Annotated in this window: 20 protein-coding genes; 15 read left to right on the plus strand and 5 right to left on the minus strand. The window is 56.7% G+C overall.

Annotation, left to right across the window (positions count from 1 at the left end; genetic code table 11):
• Positions 1-279, plus strand: a 279-nt coding sequence (locus GGQ73_RS22835; protein ID WP_210290179.1) for a hypothetical protein, incomplete at its 5' end; no start/stop codon positions are given.
• A 191-nt stretch (positions 280-470) separates the two neighbouring features.
• A complete protein-coding gene (locus GGQ73_RS19070; RefSeq protein ID WP_174152525.1) occupies positions 471-1586 on the plus strand; it encodes a porin in 1116 nt (371 codons plus the stop codon).
• Between the two features lie 161 nt (positions 1587-1747).
• Here GGQ73_RS19070 and GGQ73_RS19075 read toward each other — a convergent pair whose 3' ends face one another.
• Entirely contained in the window at positions 1748-3820 is a 2073-nt protein-coding gene (locus GGQ73_RS19075; protein WP_183897456.1) for a lytic transglycosylase domain-containing protein, read from the minus strand.
• Positions 3821-4204: 384 nt separating this feature from the next.
• Between GGQ73_RS19075 and dapA the strand changes: the two genes are divergently transcribed.
• Both dapA and smpB read left to right on the plus strand, forming a co-directional pair.
• On the plus strand, positions 4205-5089 hold the full coding sequence (gene dapA, locus GGQ73_RS19080; RefSeq protein WP_183897457.1) for a 4-hydroxy-tetrahydrodipicolinate synthase: 885 nt from the start codon (positions 4205-4207) through the stop codon (positions 5087-5089).
• A gap of 107 nt (positions 5090-5196) precedes the next feature.
• Positions 5197-5679 carry an SsrA-binding protein SmpB gene (smpB, locus tag GGQ73_RS19085; RefSeq protein WP_174152528.1) on the plus strand — a complete coding sequence of 161 codons (483 nt, stop codon included), beginning with the start codon at positions 5197-5199 and terminating at the stop codon, positions 5677-5679.
• A gap of 27 nt (positions 5680-5706) precedes the next feature.
• On the opposite strand, the gene GGQ73_RS19090 is transcribed toward smpB, so the two are convergent.
• Positions 5707-7743 (minus strand): HWE histidine kinase domain-containing protein, encoded by a 2037-nt coding sequence (locus tag GGQ73_RS19090; protein ID WP_174152529.1) that lies wholly within the window; start codon positions 7741-7743, stop codon positions 5707-5709.
• Between the two features lie 295 nt (positions 7744-8038).
• Positions 8039-8611 carry a LabA-like NYN domain-containing protein gene (locus tag GGQ73_RS19095; RefSeq protein WP_174152530.1) on the minus strand — a complete coding sequence of 191 codons (573 nt, stop codon included), beginning with the start codon at positions 8609-8611 and terminating at the stop codon, positions 8039-8041.
• A gap of 275 nt (positions 8612-8886) precedes the next feature.
• On the opposite strand from GGQ73_RS19095, the gene rpoZ reads away from it, so the two are divergent.
• The 11 genes from rpoZ (at position 8887) to recO (ending at position 17801) form a co-directional block, all read left to right on the plus strand.
• Positions 8887-9282 (plus strand): DNA-directed RNA polymerase subunit omega, encoded by a 396-nt coding sequence (rpoZ, locus tag GGQ73_RS19100; protein WP_045231783.1) that lies wholly within the window; start codon positions 8887-8889, stop codon positions 9280-9282.
• 133 nt (positions 9283-9415) lie between these two features.
• Positions 9416-11650, plus strand: coding sequence for a RelA/SpoT family protein (locus GGQ73_RS19105; RefSeq protein WP_183897458.1), 2235 nt, complete (start codon positions 9416-9418; stop codon positions 11648-11650).
• 190 nt (positions 11651-11840) lie between these two features.
• Positions 11841-11987: a DUF3563 domain-containing protein gene (locus GGQ73_RS19110; protein WP_174152532.1), complete on the plus strand. Its 147-nt coding sequence runs from the start codon at positions 11841-11843 to the stop codon at positions 11985-11987.
• A 125-nt stretch (positions 11988-12112) separates the two neighbouring features.
• Positions 12113-12712, plus strand: a complete 600-nt coding sequence (locus GGQ73_RS19115) for a DUF2062 domain-containing protein (protein ID WP_183897459.1) — start codon at positions 12113-12115, stop codon at positions 12710-12712.
• Complete coding sequence (acpS, locus tag GGQ73_RS19120; RefSeq protein ID WP_174152534.1) at positions 12709-13113, plus strand: holo-ACP synthase; 405 nt, start codon at positions 12709-12711, stop codon at positions 13111-13113. Before GGQ73_RS19115 ends, acpS begins: the two co-directional genes overlap by 4 nt.
• Before the next feature lie 121 nt (positions 13114-13234).
• Entirely contained in the window at positions 13235-13981 is a 747-nt protein-coding gene (lepB, locus tag GGQ73_RS19125; protein ID WP_174152535.1) for a signal peptidase I, read from the plus strand.
• A complete protein-coding gene (gene rnc / locus GGQ73_RS19130) occupies positions 13978-14697 on the plus strand; it encodes a ribonuclease III (protein WP_183897460.1) in 720 nt (239 codons plus the stop codon). Before lepB ends, rnc begins: the two co-directional genes overlap by 4 nt.
• 11 nt (positions 14698-14708) lie before the next feature.
• Positions 14709-15656 carry a GTPase Era gene (era, locus tag GGQ73_RS19135; protein ID WP_174152537.1) on the plus strand — a complete coding sequence of 316 codons (948 nt, stop codon included), beginning with the start codon at positions 14709-14711 and terminating at the stop codon, positions 15654-15656.
• A gap of 78 nt (positions 15657-15734) precedes the next feature.
• Positions 15735-16487, plus strand: a complete 753-nt coding sequence (locus tag GGQ73_RS19140) for a Crp/Fnr family transcriptional regulator (protein WP_174152538.1) — start codon at positions 15735-15737, stop codon at positions 16485-16487.
• Positions 16488-16638: 151 nt separating this feature from the next.
• Entirely contained in the window at positions 16639-16995 is a 357-nt protein-coding gene (locus GGQ73_RS19145; RefSeq protein WP_174152539.1) for a response regulator, read from the plus strand.
• A 68-nt stretch (positions 16996-17063) separates the two neighbouring features.
• Entirely contained in the window at positions 17064-17801 is a 738-nt protein-coding gene (gene recO / locus GGQ73_RS19150) for a DNA repair protein RecO (protein WP_183897461.1), read from the plus strand.
• Positions 17802-17805: 4 nt separating this feature from the next.
• Here the strand turns inward: recO and GGQ73_RS19155 are convergent, their stop codons facing one another.
• Together GGQ73_RS19155 and GGQ73_RS19160 are read right to left on the minus strand one after the other, a co-directional pair.
• A complete protein-coding gene (locus tag GGQ73_RS19155; protein ID WP_234911033.1) occupies positions 17806-19032 on the minus strand; it encodes an MFS transporter in 1227 nt (408 codons plus the stop codon).
• A gap of 132 nt (positions 19033-19164) precedes the next feature.
• Positions 19165-20007 carry an MOSC domain-containing protein gene (locus GGQ73_RS19160; protein ID WP_183897463.1) on the minus strand — a complete coding sequence of 281 codons (843 nt, stop codon included), beginning with the start codon at positions 20005-20007 and terminating at the stop codon, positions 19165-19167.
• Positions 20008-20013 lie beyond the last annotated feature (6 nt).

Here is a 20013-nt window from a genome sequence, read left to right on the forward strand (position 1 = left end):
GCCATCCAGCTCGCGAAAACACCACCTGAACGAGAAGCCCAAAAACGCAAAAACCCACCGACAAAAATCGGCGGGTTTGTCAGCAGTCTGACCCGGCTTTTGAGCCGGGTTTTTTCGTTTGCACGACACCAAGTCGGTTCAGATACTCAAAATATTTGCTTGGAACTGATTCTCATGGTTCGCGAATCACGGGCAGCGGTAGACGTTTCGGCTGATTTCGACCTGCCGCGGCTGTTGGCCCCGCGCATTTTTCCCCGAAACACGTCAGCGGTCTCTTAAGAGCTGATTAACACTTTGACCGCCGTGCGGTTGATTTGTGTCGAACTTGCAACAGCATGAGGGCAACGACGCGGTTGAAGTGCTAAATCATTCGCATCACGATTGCGCGACTCTGCGCGAATGGTTTTAATCCAGTTCAAGAGCAGCAACATTCCCACCCGCTGCTTTACTGAATTGACTTGGAGGTCACCATGAACATTAAGAGCTTTCTGATCGGCTCCGCTGCAGCACTCGCAGCCGTATCCGGCGCACAGGCAGCAGACGCCATCGTCGCTGCAGAACCTGAGCCACTTGAATACGTTCGCGTTTGCGACGCTTTCGGCACAGGCTTCTTCTACATTCCAGGCACTGAAACCTGCCTGAAGTTCGGCGGTTACATCCGTTTCCAGACAGACTTCGGTCGCGACGAATCCGGCACATCTGATTGGGACTCCTTCACACGCGCCCAGTTCAACGTTGACACACGCACAGACACCGAACTCGGCGCACTGCGTGGCTTCATCGAGTTCCGCGCCGATGCAGACGGCGGCAGCGCAGCTTCCTCCGGCGTTGAAGCTCGTCAGGCATTCATCGAACTTGGTGGCCTGCGCGTTGGTAAGTTCTACAGCTGGTGGGACGACGATCTTTCTGGCGAAACAGACCTTCTGTCTTCCAACACCCTGTTCAACTCCATTCGTTACACATACGATGCAGGCTCGTTCTGGGCTGGCGTTTCGGTTGACGAACTTGAAGGCCTGAACAGCCAGCTCGCTCGTCGCGTTGGTCCTTCTGGTCTCCCAGGTATCGACATCTACTCCCAGGAAGCCGACAACAACGTTGGTATCACAGCTGGCGTTGGCGCAAAGTTCGGCGCAGCCACTCTTCAGGTCATCGGCTCTTACGACGTAGACCAGGAAGAAGGCGCTATCCGCGCTATGATGTTTGCTGACATCGGTCCTGGCACACTCGGCCTGGCTGGCGTTTGGGCATCCGGCGGCAACGCTTACTACGCACTGTCCGAGTGGACTGTTGCTGCTGAATACGCCATCAAGGCAACCGACAAGCTGACAATCACACCAGCTGCTCAGTACCTTGCAAACGTTTCTGACGACGTCGTTCTCGGCACTGTCACCAACGGCGCATTCGTAGCAGGATCCACAGTTACCCGTGGTGACGACTGGTCGAGCCGCGATGCTTGGACGGCTGGCGTAACGGTTGATTACAAAATCACCGAAGGCCTGACAACGAAGGTTACTGCTAACTACTACGACGAAGACGACAATGACGATCAGGTCACTGGCTTCGTTCGCCTTCAGCGCGACTTCTAATCTGATCTGACTTTCCAAGTCATTCAGGAAAACCCGGCTTTCGAGCCGGGTTTTTTCGTTTTGGATCGGTCGCTATAAAGGCGTGTCCTGTCGAATGCAGACCACAAAAAAAGCTCTGGATCACTCCAGAGCTTTCGCTTTACGGGGCCGTTGTTTCAAAATCAGCCGGGTCTGCCATCGCGCAAATCTGTGACAATGTCTGTCTTCTGGCCCAGCCGTGTCTTGTAGACCTGATAGTTCTCCATCACTCGCTGAACATAGTTGCGGGTTTCGGGGAAGGGGATGTGCTCGATCCAGTCCACCACATCGTCAATGGGCTTGCCGCGCGGATCGCCATAGCGGGCAATCCATTCAGGAACACGCTTCGGGCCTGCATTATAGGCGATGAAGGTCAGGATGTAGGAGCCGCCGAAACTGTCGATTTGCTCGCCCAGATAATGTGCGCCGAGTGTGGCGTTGTAACCGGCATCCGTGGTGAGCTTCGCCTGTATGAAATCCATTCCATGGCGGCTCGCCACGCCTTTTGCCGTCCCCGGCAGCAGTTGCAGAAGTCCACGCGCATTGGCAGGAGAAACGGCTGCGGGATTGAAGGCACTTTCCTGTCTGGCGATGGCATAAGCCAAGGCCTTACCGGAGCCGGAAATGTTGGCGCTGCCCGGAATGACCCCCATCGGGTAGGCAAGGGCGGCCGCATCGATGCCGCGGCTGAAAGCTGTCTTGCCGATCTGAAGCGAAACCTGATGGTTGTTGTTGGCTTCTGCGCGGGTCGCAAGGATCGCCAGTTCGCCTGGACTGTCCATCTGTTCGGCCAGAGCCCGATAGAGACTATCGGCGCGCCAACTGTAACCGGCAGCCTCCAGGCGCTCGATGGCGCGCACGGCTTCACGGTCGGCAAAGGTCTGCCGGTCGCTGTCTGTCGGGGAGGGGTAGGTGACGTTAATCGTTGTCTTGCCGATTCGGGCCGCTGCGAGTTGACCGTAGAATGTGCCCGGATTGGCCGCCGCCTTGGTGAAATAGTCCCGCGCGTCACCCGCTCCGCCCGCTTCAGCGGCACGGCCGAGCCAATAATAGGCGCGTGACGCTGAAAGCGGGCGGTTGGAGACCTGCAAAAGCGCGTTGAAGTGTTTGGTCGCAGACGCAGGATCTTGCAGCGCGCGCAAGGCGTACCAACCCGCATGGAATTCGGCATCGGCAATATCTACCGGTGACGTCGCATTATGGTTGGAGACGATATGGTACGCCTGTTTGAAATCCCCGAGGTCTGCGACGCCACGCGCAACGATGCGCCGCTCGTTCCACCACGCCCCGGGGTCGCCCAGCTTGGCTGCGTCCTTCGGCGCTTGCTCGAAGAGAGCAGCGGCCTCTTCGTATTTTTGTTGATGACGAAGATTCTCTATGCGTGCGAACAGATAAGCACGGTCTTGGCGCAGGTTGGCCGGAACCGCGTTGAGCGCCACAGCCGCAGTCTTCGATCTTTGCAGAACGGCCGCCCAGGCGGTGTAGAGGGGTTGCACCTTACCCAGATCACCAAAGCGTTTTGCCTGATCGACACGGTCGCGGTACATCAGGTAGTCCATTCGTGCCTTGTGATCGGCAACCGAAAGAAACGCGGAAAACTGGCCCATGACACGGTCTTCGAGACCCGTATTCATGGTTTCGCTTGTCCAGAGACGGCGGATGAGCGTCTGTGCCTGATCAGCCTGGCCGGAACCGTTGAGGGCCGCGGCAAGTGCCAATGTCCCCTCCGGCGTTTCCGGCGCAGTCTTTGTGAAATAGGCGATAACCTCAGAAGGCTCTGGGTTTTCGCGCAGCATAGCGCGTTCGGAATTGGCACGAAGGGTGGCTATTCCGGGCCACCCCTGCAAAACGTTCTGGGCAGCGATGATCTCGCTCGAAGGCACGTCTCTTTGTCCGGAGATCGCAATCGCCCATGTCAGGATATGCCGGTCCAGACTGGTCATGGGAAGTGCGTTGCGGATGGTCATCGCCCGCGTGGAATCACGGCTCGAAAGGGCATCAAGCCCGGCTTTTAGATCCGACACATCAAGCGGCTTGTTGGGCCGGATAATCGATCCTGTCACATCGGGGGTGGCTGGCAGGAACGCAGGAACTGCGGGAGGGTTGGGCTTCATGTAGGGCAGGGGTTGCATGCCATCGGATGATGGCCCCGCCCAAGCGCTCCAGACCGTTGCGGCAAGACCCGCAGCCAACAGTCCAAAAGCTGTTTTCTTCATGCCTCTACTCGCGATGTCAGGGTGGCTGATGTCGGCCACGCAAAGTTAAAGTTCAGGCGTCGCGCTTGTCGTCGAACCGAATTTTCCGGCTCGGTGTCGGGGCGGACAACATGTCTTCCATTAGCCGCTTTCAGCATTAACGAAACCTTACCGAACTCCATCGCTTCAGATCAAATTTAGGTCAGTGCCGCGCCTTTACAAGCTTTCGCCTTTATCTTGGCTGCATCGTGCATCTGGTCGTCGTTTCGGCCAAACTATTTGCTTTCAACACGTCAAAAGGCGCTTTTCACAGCTTGTCGGTCGCTTTGCCCCACACTAATGTGACGCTGTTTTAATCATGGAATGCGGCTGAAGCATGGACTGGCTCGCCGCTAGGAGTTTTGCATGTTCAAGGGATCCATTCCCGCCCTCATCACGCCGTTCACCGCTGAAGGTGCCGTGGACGAAACGGCGTTTGCCGCCCATGTAGAATGGCAGATTTCCGAAGGCAGCAGCGGCCTCGTGCCCGTGGGAACCACAGGGGAATCGCCAACTCTGTCCCATGACGAGCACAAACGGGTTGTGGAACTGTGCGTGGAAACAGCGGCAAAACGGGTTCCCGTGATAGCTGGTGCCGGCTCCAACAACACCCGCGAAGCAATCGAGCTTGCGCTTCATGCCCAGGAAGTCGGCGCGGATGCGCTGCTGGTCGTTACGCCCTATTACAACAAGCCGACACAAAAGGGTCTGTTTGCCCATTTCTCCGCGATCGCAGAGGCGGTCACGCTCCCCATCATCATTTACAATATCCCGCCGCGTTCCGTCATCGATATGTCTCCTGAAACCATGGGTGCTTTGGTGAGGGCGCATGAGAATATCGTCGGTGTGAAGGATGCGACCGGCAAGATCGATCGTGTGTCCGAGCAGCGCATCGCCTGTGGCAAGGACTTCGTCCAGCTGTCAGGTGAAGACGCAACAGCGCTGGGCTTCAACGCCCACGGTGGCGTTGGTTGCATCTCCGTTGCAGCGAATGTCGCGCCGCGCCTGTGCGCAGAATTCCAGGCAGCTACGCTTGCCGGAGATTATGCGCTGGCACTGGAATATCAGGATAAGCTGATGCCGCTCCATAAGGCGATCTTTATCGAGCCTGGTGTCTGCGGGACCAAATACGCGCTTTCGCGCACCCGAAACGGAAACCGAACGGTGCGCTCACCGTTGATAGATACGCTGGAACCGGCAACGCAGGCAGCGATCGATGCCGCGCTGAAACATGCTGGTCTCATCAACTGATCTCCATCGAGATGCGCCCACACCGGCGCATCTTCACTTTCGGCGTCTTTGTCCCTACATAGTGCGCACCGCAGACAGTGTGCGGGTGAATGAAAACGGATTGAAAAATGGCCCCCAAAGGCAGTCAGCGTGTCGTGAACAAGATCGTTGCGGAAAACCGCAAGGCTCGTTTCAATTATGAAATCCTCGACACATACGAGGCAGGCATCGTGCTGACTGGCACGGAGGTCAAATCGCTGCGTGAGGGGAAGGCGAATATCGCTGAATCCTACGCTTCTGATGAGGGCAACGAGATCTGGCTGATCAACTCGCATCTGCCGGAATACCTGCAGGCCAACCGCTTCAACCACGAGCCACGTCGTCGCCGCAAGCTGCTTTTGTCCAAGCGGGAAATTGGCCGTATGCGTGTTGGCATCAATCGTGAAGGGATGACGCTGGTCCCGTTGAAGATCTATTTCAACGACAAGGGCCGCGCCAAGCTCGAGCTTGCCCTGGCAAAGGGTAAGAAGCTGCACGACAAGCGCGAGACCGAGAAGGAGCGCGACTGGAACCGCCAGAAATCGCGCATCCTGAAGGGGAGTGTCAGCTAGGGCAGCATTGGTTGCAAAGACGGTTTGCTATTCGCCAAGTTCCATGACCAGAGACAAGGGTGCTCGAAACGTTGCGATCAAGCCGCTGTTTGTAAAGCGCTTGTCCACATCGCCGGTTCCGGCGATGCCCATGCGGATGAGGCGTGAGCCAAAACCTCTGCGTGCCGGTTCACGGGCAGGCGGACCGCCTTTTTCTTCCCACTTCAACGTCAGCATGGGCTTTTCGTCTTCTTGAGCAACGTCCCAGCTGATATCGACCACGCCCATATCGGTGGAAAGCGAGCCGTATTTGACGGCGTTGGTTCCAAGCTCGTGCAGGAGCAAAGACAAGGAGAGGCCAGCCTTCGGACCAAGGGGGACTTCGGGTCCGGAGATCAGGACCCTCTCAGGGTCTGCATGAAGATGCATGACCTTGCGGATGACATCGCGCAGCCGGGCCGTAGACCATGATTGCTGTAAAAGGACGTCATGCGCCGAGCTAAGGGCATGAAGCCGCCCGTTGAATGCCGCCACGGCGTCTTTTTCTGTCACGTTGCGCAGTGTTTGCGCCGCAATGGCTTGCACGATGGACAATGTATTCTTGAGACGGTGGCTGAGCTCCTGATTGAGAAGCTGCTGCTCGGACTCCGCATTCAGTCTGGCGATGGCAGCGTAGGCTCGGTCGGCAACGCCCCAGGCGAAGTCGAGCTCCAGCTTGCTCCAGAAACGCGGCCTGGAATCATGCGCGAAGAGAACGCCGACGAGGCTTCCCCTGTCGATGACGGGGACATTCACAAATGAGCGCACGCCGATAGCTGCATAGGATGCGGCGTCGTTGTCCAGCCAGTTTGCCGCGTTGATGTTCGGCACGGCCAGCGTGTCGCCCAGCTCAAGCCGTTCCACGGTCGCAGTGAAGTCGCTCAGCTTGTGGGGACCGGCAATGGACGGGACGCCGTTTGCAACCCAATTGTATTCCACGAGCAAGCTGCCCGTGCCGCTCTTGACCGTCGCATACCCGGCGCGATTGACAGCTAGGCCTTCCGAGAGAATTTCTGAGGCAATACGGGAGATGTCTTCCACCGTCTTGCCAACACGCAGGCGGTCGCCCAGCGTTAGAAGTGCGGCAATGCGGGAATCCTTGCGTTTGGAATCGGTGACATCGATAATGATACCGATCATCTTTGCCGGTTTGCCAGTCTCATCTTCGATGAACTGCGCGCGACGCGCCACCCAGCGCACCCGCTGATCGTTGCCGCGCCTGATCCGGTATTCAACGCTGAGCGGCGCTGTGCTATCGCCCCGACTGGCCGCTTCGGATTCGATTTTCTTATCCTCATCAATAATGAGGTTTTGAAAAACCGGCACCGAATAGTGGCGCTGAACTGGCACCCCGTAAATACGACAGAACTCTTCAGAGACGATCATCTCGTTTGAGGCGATATCGACTTCGAATATTCCGATCCGACCCGCATCATGCGCTGCTTTCGAACGTGCGTCATTGACGAGTAGTTCTTCGGCCTTGGCATCAGCCTTGGTGGCGCGCAGTCTGCGTTTTGCCGAAAGTCGTCGCTCCAGTGCCAGGTCGTGGGACATGGCGTGGAGATTACGGCGCAACTCCAGCAGCGACATGACCTGACGCGCAAGCGCTTGCAGCCCGTTTTTTTGCGCGGACGACAATTCCTTGGCCTCGTAGCCCAGAACGCACACGGTTCCAATTGGTAATTCGTCATCGGATTTCAGCAGGGCGCCGGCGTAAAAGCGAATATGGGGTGCGCCCGTCACAAGGGGATTGCAGTTGAAACGCGCATCCTTCGTCGCATCGGGCACGACAAGAAAATCCAGCTCAAGGATTGCTTTAGCGCAAAATGATGTGTCGAGAGGCGTTTCCCGGACACCCATGCCGACTTCGGCTTTGAAGAACTGACGACCATCGCCAATGAGATTGACGACAGCGATGGGAGTATCGCACAGGGCCGCAGCGAGTTCTGCAATGTCGTCAAAGTCCTGTTCACGCGGCGTGTCGAGGACGTTGTAGCTCTCAAGCGCTGCCAAGCGACGCTGTTCTTCAGAAGTAATCGCTTCCATTGGCCTTTTATCTGCTGATCACGTTGCCGCGCCGGCAGAAAAGGAGCCGGACATGTCGCTCATTTGATACACGAAGTGTGGCTATTACCATCATAAAAAGATGAAAAATCAAACTGTTTTCGAATGTAATGGAGAGATGATTTATCAATAGACCGTTGTAAGGATGAAGGGCCGGTCGAGGATGATGTCGGTCCATTGATTCAGCTGTGGTGAAAAACAAAGACCACGGATGCACGTAAAAAAGCGCGGGCATCGTTTCGAATGCCCACGCCCGAAAAACCGGATTTTTCTAAACCTAGTCGACCGCTTCTGTCGGCTCCACAAAGCGCTGCGTGCGTTCGCTTGGATCGCGACCGATTTCTGCCTTCAGTGACAGCAGATCGATGAAGTGATCGGCCTGACGGCGCAAATCGTCTGCAATCATGGGCGGCTGTGTGGACATGGTGGAGATGACCGAGACCTTGCGGCCACGACGTTGAAGTGCTTCCACCAGCGTGGTGAAATCCCCGTCGCCGGAAAATAGCACGAGATGATCGACCGTTTCGGACTGTTCCATGGCGTCGACAGCAAGCTCGATATCCATATTGCCTTTGATCTTGCGGCGACCCATCGCGTCGGTAAATTCCTTGGCGGGCTTCGTCACGACCTTGTAGCCGTTATAGTCAAGCCAGTCGATCAGCGGGCGAATGGAAGAGTACTCCTGATCCTCGATGAGCGCGGTGTAATAATAGGCGCGCAGCAAGTAGCCTCTCTTCTGGAAGGCTTTCAGAAGCTTACGATAGTCGATATCGAATCCAAGACTTTTGGACGCAGCGTAAAGATTGGCCCCATCTATAAAAAGCGCGATTTTTTCGCGTGGGTCGAACATAAAATCAAATCCTTTCTGGCAACGGGGCCGCCAATAATTCTCACAATAATGGCTTACCGAACGGACGCCTAATGCAGTACATTATTAAGCATTCATATAAGGCTCATGGACCACACGTCCAGTCCCCTATATGAATTAAGTGTGATTTTTGCGCAATTGACTGAAATCGGCTGGATGTGCTTTTCAGAGTGGTTTTCAGGAAAAACTTGAAATCAGTGCCCAATGCCTGTATCGGGACGGGTAATCCGCGACATTAAGACCGCAAAGGACAGGCAATGGCCCGTGTCACCGTAGAAGATTGCATCGACAAAGTAGACAACCGCTTCGAACTCGTCCTTCTGGCCAGCCATCGTGCGCGCCAGATTTCGCAAGGGTCGCAGATTACCATCGACCGCGACAACGACAAGAATCCGGTCGTTGCCCTGCGCGAAATCGCCGATGAAACATTGTCGCCTGACGACCTGAAGGAAGACCTCATCCACTCGCTGCAGAAGCATGTGGAAGTGGACGAGCCAGAGCCCGATCCAGTTTCGATCGCTGCCGCCGGTTCCTCCAGCGATGCAGAAGACGACGACGCGCCAGAGACCGTCAATTTCGACCAGATGACGGAAGAAGATCTTCTGGCCGGTATCGAAGGTCTTGTGCCGCCTGAAAAGAACGACGATTATTGATTTGTGGATGCGTGCTGGAAATATCTCCAGTTACGCTCTGTAAAGCTTTGTCGTCATAATCTGAACGCAGATTATGCAACATTGTGCGCCGGTCTAACGATTGGCGCGCTTTCTTTTTCGGGGCATCCCATACATGATGCGACAGTACGAACTCGTCGAGCGAGTTCAAAAATACAAGCCTGACGCAAATGAGGCCTTGCTGAACAAGGCCTATGTTTATGCCATGCAGAAACATGGCCAGCAAAAACGCGCCAATGGCGACCCCTACATTTCGCATCCGCTGGAAGTGGCAGCCATCCTCACCGAGATGCATCTCGATGAGTCGACCATCGCTGTCGCGCTGCTGCATGACACCATCGAAGACACCAGCGCCACGCGGGCAGAAATCGACGATCTTTTCGGTGAAGACATTGGCCGTCTGGTCGAGGGGCTCACCAAGCTCAAGAAGCTCGATCTCGTTACCAAAAAGGCCAAACAGGCAGAAAACCTGCGTAAGCTGCTGCTTGCCATATCTGACGACGTCCGTGTTCTCCTGGTCAAGCTGGCTGACCGCCTCCACAATATGCGCACCATGGAGCATATGCCGGAGGACAAGCGCAGCCGCATTTCCGAAGAAACGATGGAAATCTATGCACCGCTGGCCGGACGCATGGGCATGCAGGACATGCGCGACGAGTTGGAAGACCTGTCGTTCCGTTACCTGAACCCGGAAGCGTTCGAGACGGTTACGAAGCGTCTTCTGGGTCTGGAAGAGCAGAATCAGGGCCTCGTCAAGAAGATTGAGGACGAGTTGCGCGAGTTGCTTGTCGCCAATGGTGTCGAAGGCGCTTACGTCAAGGGACGGCAGAAGAAGCCGCATTCCGTGTTTCGCAAGATGCAGTCGAAGTCTCTGTCTTTTGAGCAGCTCTCGGACGTCTACGGTTTCCGGATTCTCGTGCAGGATCTGCCCGCATGCTACCGCGCGCTGGGCATCGTGCACACACGCTGGCGGGTGGTGCCGGGTCGGTTCAAGGACTATATCTCGACACCGAAACAGAACGACTATCGTTCCATCCATACCACCATCGTCGGGCCCTCGCGTCAACGTATCGAACTGCAAATCCGCACCAAGCGCATGCACGAGATTGCGGAATACGGGATCGCGGCCCATTCGCTCTACAAGGATGGGGAGATTCGCGACGGTGACGTGCTGTCGCCGGAATCCAACGCCTATTCCTGGCTGCGCCATACCATCGAGGCTTTGGCGGAGGGAGACAGCCCGGAAGAGTTTCTCGAGCACACCAAGCTCGAACTGTTTCAGGATCAGGTCTTCTGCTTCACGCCCAAGGGCAAGCTGATTGCGTTGCCACGTGGTGCGACACCCATCGACTTCGCCTATGCCGTCCACACCAATATCGGTGACACCACCGTTGGTGCCAAGATCAACGGCCGGATCATGCCGCTGGTGACGCGTCTGAACAATGGCGATGAAGTCGAGATCATCCGCTCCGGCGTGCAGGTTCCGCCCGCCGCATGGGAAGAGGTGGTCGTCACCGGTAAGGCACGTTCCGCCATTCGCCGAGCCACCCGGATGGCCATCCGCAAACAATATGCCGGTCTTGGCTATCGCATCCTGGAGCGGACATTCGAGCGTGCCGGAAAGCAGTTTTCTCGCGAAGGGCTGAAGCCCGTCCTCCACAGGCTGGCGCAGAAGGATGTGGAAGACGCGATTGCAGCCGTCGGTCGCGGCGAAGTCTCGTCTCTCGATGTGCTTCGTGCCGTCTATCCCGATTATCAGGACGAACGCGTCACCGTGAAGATGACTGGTGACGATGGCTGGTTCAATATGCGCAGCGCCTCCGGGATGATCTTCAAGATACCGGGCAAATCCCGCTCCGTGCTGGAGGACGATGGCGCCGCCGAGGTCATCGATGGCCCTGACCCGCTACCCATCCGTGGATTGTCCGATAATGTCGAGGTCCATTTCGGTGCGGCAGGTGCCGTCCCGGGAGATCGCATCGTCGGGATTATGGAAAAGGGCAAGGGCATCACCATCTACCCGATCCAGTCGCCGGCATTGCAACGCTTCGATGACGAGCCTGAACGCTGGATTGATGTGCGCTGGGATCTGGATGAAGCCAACAAATCCCGATTCATGGCGCGCATCATGATCAATGCGCTCAACGAGCCGGGAACGCTGGCATCGGTCGCGCAATCCATCGCGACGGTTGATGTGAACATTCGCGGATTGAACATGGTGCGCATCGGTACTGATTTCTCCGAATTGGCCATCGACATCGAGGTCTGGGATTTGCGCCAGTTGAGCCAGTTGCTTTCCCAGCTGAAAGACCTGGACTGTGTTTCCACCGTCAAACGTGCCTTTGATTAAGGCAATATTGCTGTAATTATCATCACTGAGGCCGGTGTTATGCGTAAGGCGCATAGCAGCGGCCTTGTCCTGTCTGTAGTCATGAAGCGTTTTCCGAACTATCTTCACATCAGAAATCAAGAGCAAGCATACGGCCCGCCGGACAGTATCTGCAGTTGCAGGGCCGCTCTATCTCAAAAAGGAAACGAAGATGTTTGGACCAATTCGCAAGCTAGCCCGCGCCGTTCGTGGCAAGTCTGTTCAGGAACGTGAATTTGATTACCTGAGCGACTCCGTATCGCGGATCGACCTCGAATTCCGCCAGCGCGAAGTCGATCGCGGCATGTTCCGCCGTTAATGCAAAAATGCATACCGGCTATTCCGGTGTGAAGCTAGGTCCGAGCGCATTCAAACATGCGCTCTCTGGACGTAAGCCGCGGTTTCGCACTTGGCGTTATCGAGACGATGCAATAAGTTTGCCCCATGCCGTTTCGTCGTCGTAAACCTGCTGGCCATCTTGAAAGACTGCGGGCCCTTCTGTGGCCGCGCATGGGCTTTCGCCGTTCGCTTCGCTATCTGAAGCTGAGGCTCGTGCGGCTGTCGGCGTCCCCATACTCCGTGGCGGCGGGTGTGGCAGTGGGCGTTGCAGTCGCATGGACGCCTTTTCTCGGCATTCATATCCTGATTGCCATGGCGCTCGCCTTCGTGATCAGAGCCAACCTTGTCGCAGCCGCGCTCGGCACGACATTCGCCAATCCCCTGACATTTCCGCTGATCTGGGCCTCGACATGGGAGCTCGGTCATCTGCTTCTGGGACGCAGCGACCAGAACGTATCGTCCCACGTCGATTTCTCGCAGATTTTCAGCCACATGAATTTTCTTCAGCTATGGCAACCGGTTCTGGAGCCGATGACCATCGGCGCGCTGATACCCGCAACATTGTCGGCGGGCGTTGCCTATGTCAGCGTTTACATGGTCATTCGCGGCTTCAGAGCCCGCAAGGATCAGATGCTGGTGCAGCACATCGCCAATGCCGCCGCGCGCAAATCCGATGCCAATCTCGTAACAGGAACGACAGAATGATTATCGGCATGGGCAGCGACCTCATCGACATCAGGCGCATCGAGACATCCATTACACGTTTTGGCGATCGCTTCACGCATCGCTGTTTTACAGATATCGAGCAGAAGAAGTCCGATGGCCGCAAGAACCGGGCAGCGTCCTACGCCAAAAGATTTGCTGCCAAGGAGGCCTGCTCCAAGGCTTTGGGGACGGGTCTGGCACAAGGTGTGTTCTGGAGAGACATGGGTGTCGTCAACCTGCCGAGCGGCAAGCCGACGATGAAGCTGACCAATGGCGCGGCAGAGCATCTCGCCAAGCTTTTGCCCGCCGGACATGATGCCGTCATCCACCTCACCATCACCGACGAGTTTCCCTATGCTCAGGCGTTTGTGATCATCGAGGCCGTCGCGGTAACCAAATAACCGCAAATTCCGGTGCCAGACCGGTTTAGACCTGCTACAGGCCATGGAAACGCTTCCCTTTGCCCATGAAAGGTTCTAGAGAAGTCCGTCGAAATCGAAGAACGAGCAGGCAGGTCTCTAAGTGTCCGAACAAGCTGAAAAGAAGCAAAGCGCCCTATGGGAAAATGTCAAGGTCATCGTCCAGGCGTTGCTCCTGGCCATGATTATCCGTACGGTGCTTTTCCAGCCTTTTACCATTCCGTCCGGCTCCATGATGCCGACGCTTCTGGTGGGTGACTATCTGTTCGTCAACAAGTTCTCCTATGGCTATTCGAAGTACTCGCTGCCGTTTTCTCCCGATCTCTTCTCCGGCCGTATCCTTCAGTTCAGCGAGCCCAAGCGTGGCGACGTCGTCGTCTTCCGTCTGCCGCCCAACCCTGAAGTTGATTACATCAAGCGTCTTGTGGGCCTGCCGGGCGATCGTATTCAGGTGACGAACGGCGTGCTTCTCATCAATGGCAATCCCGTTCCCAAGCAGCCGGATGGCGTCTTTACATCGGATTATCGTGCCGATCCCGGCGCAAACGTTCCTGTCTTCCGCGAAACGTTTGACAATGGTGTGACCTTCGACACGCTCGACCAGTCTCCGGACTCCCGTGGTGACAACACGCGTGAATTCATCGTGCCGGAAGGCCATTACTTCATGATGGGCGATAACCGCGACAATTCGCTGGACAGCCGCTTCGATGTCGGTTTCGTTCCGGCTGAAAACCTCATCGGTCGCGCCAGCGTCATCTTCTTCTCGCTCGGCAACGACACACCGTTCAGCCGTGTCTGGGACTGGCCCGCCAACATGCGTTGGGATCGCCTGCTCAAGGTTGTTCAATGAGCAAGGTGAAGCCTCTTTCGGCAGACGAAATCGGCCGACTCGAAGCCCTGATAGGATATGAATTCAAGGAAAAGGCCCGGCTCGACCGGGCCTTGACCCATGCAAGCGCGAGTGCTGGAAAAACCGGCAATTACGAGCGCCTGGAATTTCTGGGTGACCGCGTGCTGGGCCTCTGCGTCGCGGAATTGCTGTTTACGACATTTCGAACAGCGACCGAGGGTGAGCTGTCCGTGCGTCTGAACCAGCTGGTCAGTGCCGAGTCCTGCGCCGCCATTGCCGATGAAATGGGGCTGCATCTCTTCATTCGCACCGGTGCCGACGTCAAGAAGCTGACTGGCAAGGCGATGCTGAACGTGCGCGCCGATGTGGTGGAAAGCCTGATCGCCGCCATTTACATCGATGGTGGGCTGGAAGCAGGCCGCAGCTTCATTCTGAAATACTGGACCGAGCGCGCAACCCGCGTGGACGCCGGACGACGGGATGCAAAGACCGAATTGCAGGAATGGGCGCATGCGAAATTTGCAGCCACTCCGCATTACAGGATTGACGATCGCACCGGACCGGACCACGATCCAAGCTTCACGGTGACGGTGGAAGTGCCCGGCGTTGCGCCGGAAACGGGCGTTGATCGCTCCAAGCGCGCCGCCGAGCAGGTGGCCGCGACGAAATTATTGGAACGCGAAGGCGTTTGGCAGAAATCATCTGCCGCAAATTGATTGGATACCCCATGACCGAACATGAGCTTGACGCGACGCCGTCACAAGAAACCGTTGAGACCAGACCGACCCATTCCGGGTTTGTCGCGCTGATCGGCCCGACAAACGCCGGCAAATCGACGCTGGTCAACCATCTCGTGGGCGCCAAGGTTTCGATCGTCAGCCACAAGGTGCAGACGACACGCGCCGTGATGCGCGGTATCGCGATCCACAACAACGCCCAGATCGTCTTCATGGACACGCCCGGCATCTTCAAGCCCCGCCGTCGTCTGGACCGCGCCATGGTCACCTCCGCCTGGGGTGGCGCCAAGGACGCTGATATCATTCTTCTGCTGATCGACAGCGAGCGTGGCCTCAAAGGCGATGCTCAGACGATTCTCGAGGGCCTGAAGGACGTGAAGCAGACGAAGATTCTCTGCCTGAACAAGATCGACCAGGTTCAGCGCGAGGATTTGCTGAAGCTGGCGTCTGCCGCAAACGAGATCGTCAATTTCGACCGCACCTTCATGATTTCGGCCACGAACGGTTCGGGCTGCGACGATCTGATGAACTACCTTTCGGACGAGCTGCCACAGGGACCGTGGTACTATCCTGAAGACCAGATTTCCGATCTTCCCATGCGACAGCTTGCCGCCGAAATTACCCGCGAGAAGCTGTTCCTGCGTCTGCATCAGGAGCTTCCCTACGCATCCCACGTCGAAACCGAAAAGTGGGAAGAGCGCAAGGACGGTTCTGTTCGCATCGAGCAGGTCATCTATGTCGAGCGTGACAGCCAGAAGAAGATCGCGCTGGGCAAGAACGGCGATGCTATCAAGGCCATCTCGTCATCCTCGCGCAAGGAACTTTCGGCAATTCTCGAACAGACGGTGCATCTCTTCCTGTTCGTGAAGGTGCGTGAGAACTGGGGTGACGATCCGGAGCGCTTCCGCGAGATGGGCCTGGAGTTTCCAAGGCACTGATGATCTGTGACGGTACCGATAACGGTTGCCGAGTGAATGCTCTGAAAGCCTTATCGTTTCTGTTGTTTATGGATCATCATGTCGCCCAGGAAGCCAAACGGAATGTCGACCACGCCTTGCGAACAGTGTCCCTTGCGTGGCCTCAAATATTTTCGAGATTTCTCTGCGCCGGAACTGGATTTCGTGTCTCGCTTCAAGACCGGTGAGCTTTCCGTGGAGCCGGGCGCGATCGTCCTGATGGAAGGCTCCCATAGCGCGCATCTCTATACGATTCTGCAGGGTTGGGGCTTCCGATATAAAACGCTGGAAGACGGTCGCCGTCAGATCCTCAACTATCTGATGCCCGGAGATCTCGTCGGCTTGCAGGGAACAGTGATGGGCGAGATGCAGCATTCGGTCGAAGCGCTGTCTCCCATCACCCTTTGCGTTTTTGAACGCGGCCGGTTGAACAGCCTGTTTTCCGATCACCCTTCGCTTGCCTACGACATTACCTGGATTGCAGCCAGCGAAGAGCGCATGCTCGACAACCACCTTCTCAGCATCGGACGACGCACGGCGTTGGAACGAGCAGCCTATCTTCTGGCATTCCTTTACAATAAGGCCGTCAGGGTCGGGCTTCTGGAAAAGAACGGGCCTATTCCGGTGACGCAGCAGCACGTGGCAGATACGTTGGGATTGTCTATCGTTCATACCAACAAGACCTTGCGCAAGCTTGCCGATCGCGAATTGATTCGCTGGACAGACAAGGGTTGCATCGTGCTTGATGACGCTGGTTTGGCAAAAACCGCCGGTTGGGAAGCCGATTCGCGCAACGCCAGACCGTTCATTTAGAAATTCCTGATTTAAATCTCAGGCTAATTTGATATGTCTTTTTTAAATGACGCAGCAGAGGCGATCTGCGATGTCATAGAAATTGGTTCTGTGAATGTTCACGGATTTTTTTGATGCTGTGGTATTGTTTGCAGCCGGAGAAAGATAAAAAATGTTGCCTCAACGGGTTCTCATCGTAGAGGACGAATATCTGGTTGCCATGGACGTTGAAACGTCTCTTCAGGCCATGGGCGTTAACACCATTGATATTGCTACGACTTTATATCAGGCCAAGGAGTCGCTTCTGCAGGCTCGGCCTGACTGTGTCCTTCTGGATGTCAGCCTCTCGGATGGCATGAGCTACGAATTGGCTCGCCACTTGAAAGAGCACTCGATTCCCTTCGGCTTCGTCAGCGGTTACGGGGATACCAGCGGCTTCCCGCCGGACTTTGCCGATTCCCACCTTCTGGATAAACCATTTGGTGAAGTCGAGCTGAAAACATTCGTCACACGCATCATGAGCGCGTGAAACGCAAGCGCTTTTGCGCCGGATAGGCTATAACGGCGCTTTGTACCGGCGGATCGAGCAAACCATCCATGCAGTGGCAGGACGACGCAATTATTCTGGGTGTAAAGCGCCACGGGGAGACCAGCGTCGTCGCCGAGCTTATGACGCGCACCCGTGGCCGGCATCTCGGCCTTGTCCGTTCGGGCCGCTCCCGCAGCATGCAGCCGGTTCTCCAGCCGGGAAATCGCGTTGACGTCATCTGGCGCGCGCGGCTGGATGATCATCTGGGTGAATACCGGATCGAACCGCTGCAATTGCGTGCAGCGCAATTGATGGAAACGGCGACCGCTGTATACGGCGTCCAGGCCATGGCGGCACTTTTACGGTTGCTGCCTGAACGGGATCCGCATCCACATCTGTTTGAAGCGCTGGATGTGATTCTCGATAATCTTTCCGATCCCGCCGACGCGGGAGAACTGTTCGTCCGATTCGAGTTAGCCGTGCTCAACGATCTCGGTTTCGGGCTCGATCTCGACGAATGCGCAGCAACGGGTCTTCGCAACGACCTGATCTATGTTTCTCCCAAGACGGGTAGGGCGGTGTCCAGAGGCGCCGGTGCGCCCTATGCCGCCCGTATGCTGGCGTTGCCTGAATTTCTGAGCAAGGAAAACTCGAAGGCGGCGGATTGCGAAAGCCTTGCAGCGGCTTTCCGTTTGACAGGACATTTCCTGCACAGACACGTCTACGAGCCGCGAGGCCTCAACGAAAATGCCACCCGCGACGGCTTCGTGCAGGCGGCATTGAAGGCTTTGAACAAAGCGGGCTGATCACTTACGCGACCGCAGGGCGGATGACGGCGCGCTCCTCAATCGGCCAATGCACCACAGCGGCAAACAGGCCCATGACAACGCCCAGCCACCAGACCACATCGTAAGACCCGAACGTGTCGTAGAGAAAGCCGCCCAGCCATACGCCGAGGAAAGAGCCGATCTGGTGCGACAGAAACACCACGCCACCCAGCATGCCGAGATGGCGCGTGCCGAACATGATGGCGACGAGGCCATTCGTGGGCGGCACCGTGGACAGCCAGAGAACGCCCATGACGGCGGCAAAGATGATGACCGACACGGGCGATTGCGGCAGCAACAGGAATGCGGTGACGGCAATCGAGCGACCAATATAGATGTAGGCGAGGAGATAGGGTTTGGAATATCGCTGTGCGATGTAGCCTGCGCCGAGCGAGCCGGCGATATTGAAAAAGCCGATCAACGCCATGGCAATGACGGCATAACGGGGCTCGATGCTGATATCGCCGAGATAAGCGGGAAAATGAGCGGTGATGAAAGCCACCTGAAACCCGCAGACGAGAAAACCGGTGGCGAGAAGCAGGTAGCTCTTGTGACCGAGCGCTTCCTTCAAGGCCTGTCCCGCCGTCTGCTGAAACTGCGCCTGGGATTGTGTGCCGGACGAGGAGTTGCCACGCAGCGGCCACGCCAGAAGCGGTACGATCAGCATCATGGCACCCAGCCAGACGAGACTGTCGGACCATCCATAGGCGGTAATCAATCCCTGACTGATCGGCGCAAAGACAAACATGCCGGCAGACCCTGCGGCCGTGCCGATACCAAACGCCATGGTACGCTGTTCCGGCGTGACGTGACGGGCAAAGGCAGACAGGATCACGCTGAAAGAGCCTGCTGCAATACCAAGTCCGACGAGGACGCCGCCGCCCAGATGCAACCACAGCGGCGAGGTGCCGATCGACATGCAGACAAGGCCCGCAGCATAGATCAGGCCCGAAAGCACCAGCACCCGGCCAGTCCCGTATTTGTCAGCCAGCGCACCGAAAAACGGCTGCCCAAGGCCCCAGAACAGGTTCTGCAACGCCATCGCAAAACCGAAGGTCGACCGATCCCACCCAGTATCGGCCAGCATCGGCAGTTGGAAAAACCCCATCGCCGAACGTGGCCCGAAGGTCAGAACCGCAATCAGCGAGCCAGCTGTGATGATGAGCCACGGCATGGGATTGGCGATAGGCGAGCGCGTAGTGGTCGGCATGTTTTTTCCCCGGCGATTTCGACACATTAATGCCAGCGCATTCCCTTCGCCAACCACTTTTCTTGACTGGTCCATCACTGCGACTGATGCTTGTGGGAAATGATTTGGATCTAACCGTCGAACGCAACCGCGTCAGCGCTTTTTCAATGCCCATGTCTCGGCGCGTTCATCCACGATGTTCGCAACATCACCCACGGCAATCGATCCTTGCCCACGTGGAGTGAGGTTCCAGCCAAACAGGACGCCAGGGACACGGCGATCTGCGGACATGCGGATGCGCCCCATGGCTTTCATCGGGGAGGGCGCTTCACGCGACCCGGTTTGCTGATCCTGCGCGGTGACGATGCAGCGGGTGCAGGGCTTGACGAGATCGAAGCGGATGCCGTTGATCTCGATGGCCGTCCAACGGTCTTCTGCCCAAACCTCATCGGTATCGAGGACGATGTTGGGACGAAAGCGTTCCATGCCAACGCTGCCTTCGCCGTGGGCTTCCATGTCTTCGTTCAGGGCGGCAAGGGATGCCGTGGTGGTCAGAAGGATCTGATATCCATCGGCAAAGGTGACAGGCGTCTCGTTACCGGTCCAGTCGAGACTGGCACTGCGCTCGGACTGATCGTCGAAGAACACCAGCCTGATATCCCGGCCAAGCCAGCCCGAGAGCACCGTATTGGCATCATCATCAGCAACAGCCGCATCGACCACCGATTTCCAGACCGTCACGTCCATGCGACGTTGCGATGGTGTGGCGATGATTTGCCCCGTTCCCGCGATGGAAAGGTGATAGCCGCTCTCTTTCGCTTCGACAGAGATGGTAGCGATCTCGGGCATTTCGCGCTGGGTGATGAAATGCCCGGAGGGTTCAACGAGCATCAGGCGACGGTCGCCCTTCAACCCTTGCGCGGTGATGGAGCTTTCGGAAAGCGAGATGCCACGCCCACTTTTCAGTGGGTAGATGTTGAGTTCGGTAATGCGCATGTAGGC

The sequence above is a fragment of the Rhizobium skierniewicense genome (genome assembly GCF_014196515.1).
GTDB lineage: Bacteria > Pseudomonadota > Alphaproteobacteria > Rhizobiales > Rhizobiaceae > Agrobacterium > Agrobacterium skierniewicense.

Bases quoted from the DNA above. Each gene is read 5' to 3' on its own strand.
- GGQ73_RS19140 (WP_174152538.1), top strand. From the start codon at position 15,735: ATGTCGCCCAGGAAGCCAAACGGAATGTCGACCACGCCTTGCGAACAG.
- GGQ73_RS19160 (WP_183897463.1), bottom strand. From the start codon at position 20,007: ATGCGCATTACCGAACTCAACATCTACCCACTGAAAAGTGGGCGTGGC.
- GGQ73_RS19070 (WP_174152525.1), top strand. From the start codon at position 471: ATGAACATTAAGAGCTTTCTGATCGGCTCCGCTGCAGCACTCGCAGCC.
- GGQ73_RS19110 (WP_174152532.1), top strand. From the start codon at position 11,841: ATGTTTGGACCAATTCGCAAGCTAGCCCGCGCCGTTCGTGGCAAGTCT.
- GGQ73_RS19105 (WP_183897458.1), top strand. From the start codon at position 9,416: ATGATGCGACAGTACGAACTCGTCGAGCGAGTTCAAAAATACAAGCCT.
- acpS (WP_174152534.1), top strand. From the start codon at position 12,709: ATGATTATCGGCATGGGCAGCGACCTCATCGACATCAGGCGCATCGAG.
- smpB (WP_174152528.1), top strand. From the start codon at position 5,197: ATGGCCCCCAAAGGCAGTCAGCGTGTCGTGAACAAGATCGTTGCGGAA.
- dapA (WP_183897457.1), top strand. From the start codon at position 4,205: ATGTTCAAGGGATCCATTCCCGCCCTCATCACGCCGTTCACCGCTGAA.
- GGQ73_RS19095 (WP_174152530.1), bottom strand. From the start codon at position 8,611: ATGTTCGACCCACGCGAAAAAATCGCGCTTTTTATAGATGGGGCCAAT.
- GGQ73_RS19155 (WP_234911033.1), bottom strand. From the start codon at position 19,032: ATGCCGACCACTACGCGCTCGCCTATCGCCAATCCCATGCCGTGGCTC.
- rpoZ (WP_045231783.1), top strand. From the start codon at position 8,887: ATGGCCCGTGTCACCGTAGAAGATTGCATCGACAAAGTAGACAACCGC.
- rnc (WP_183897460.1), top strand. From the start codon at position 13,978: ATGAGCAAGGTGAAGCCTCTTTCGGCAGACGAAATCGGCCGACTCGAA.
- GGQ73_RS19145 (WP_174152539.1), top strand. From the start codon at position 16,639: ATGTTGCCTCAACGGGTTCTCATCGTAGAGGACGAATATCTGGTTGCC.
- GGQ73_RS19090 (WP_174152529.1), bottom strand. From the start codon at position 7,743: ATGGAAGCGATTACTTCTGAAGAACAGCGTCGCTTGGCAGCGCTTGAG.
- era (WP_174152537.1), top strand. From the start codon at position 14,709: ATGACCGAACATGAGCTTGACGCGACGCCGTCACAAGAAACCGTTGAG.
- GGQ73_RS19115 (WP_183897459.1), top strand. From the start codon at position 12,113: ATGCCGTTTCGTCGTCGTAAACCTGCTGGCCATCTTGAAAGACTGCGG.
- recO (WP_183897461.1), top strand. From the start codon at position 17,064: ATGCAGTGGCAGGACGACGCAATTATTCTGGGTGTAAAGCGCCACGGG.
- GGQ73_RS19075 (WP_183897456.1), bottom strand. From the start codon at position 3,820: ATGAAGAAAACAGCTTTTGGACTGTTGGCTGCGGGTCTTGCCGCAACG.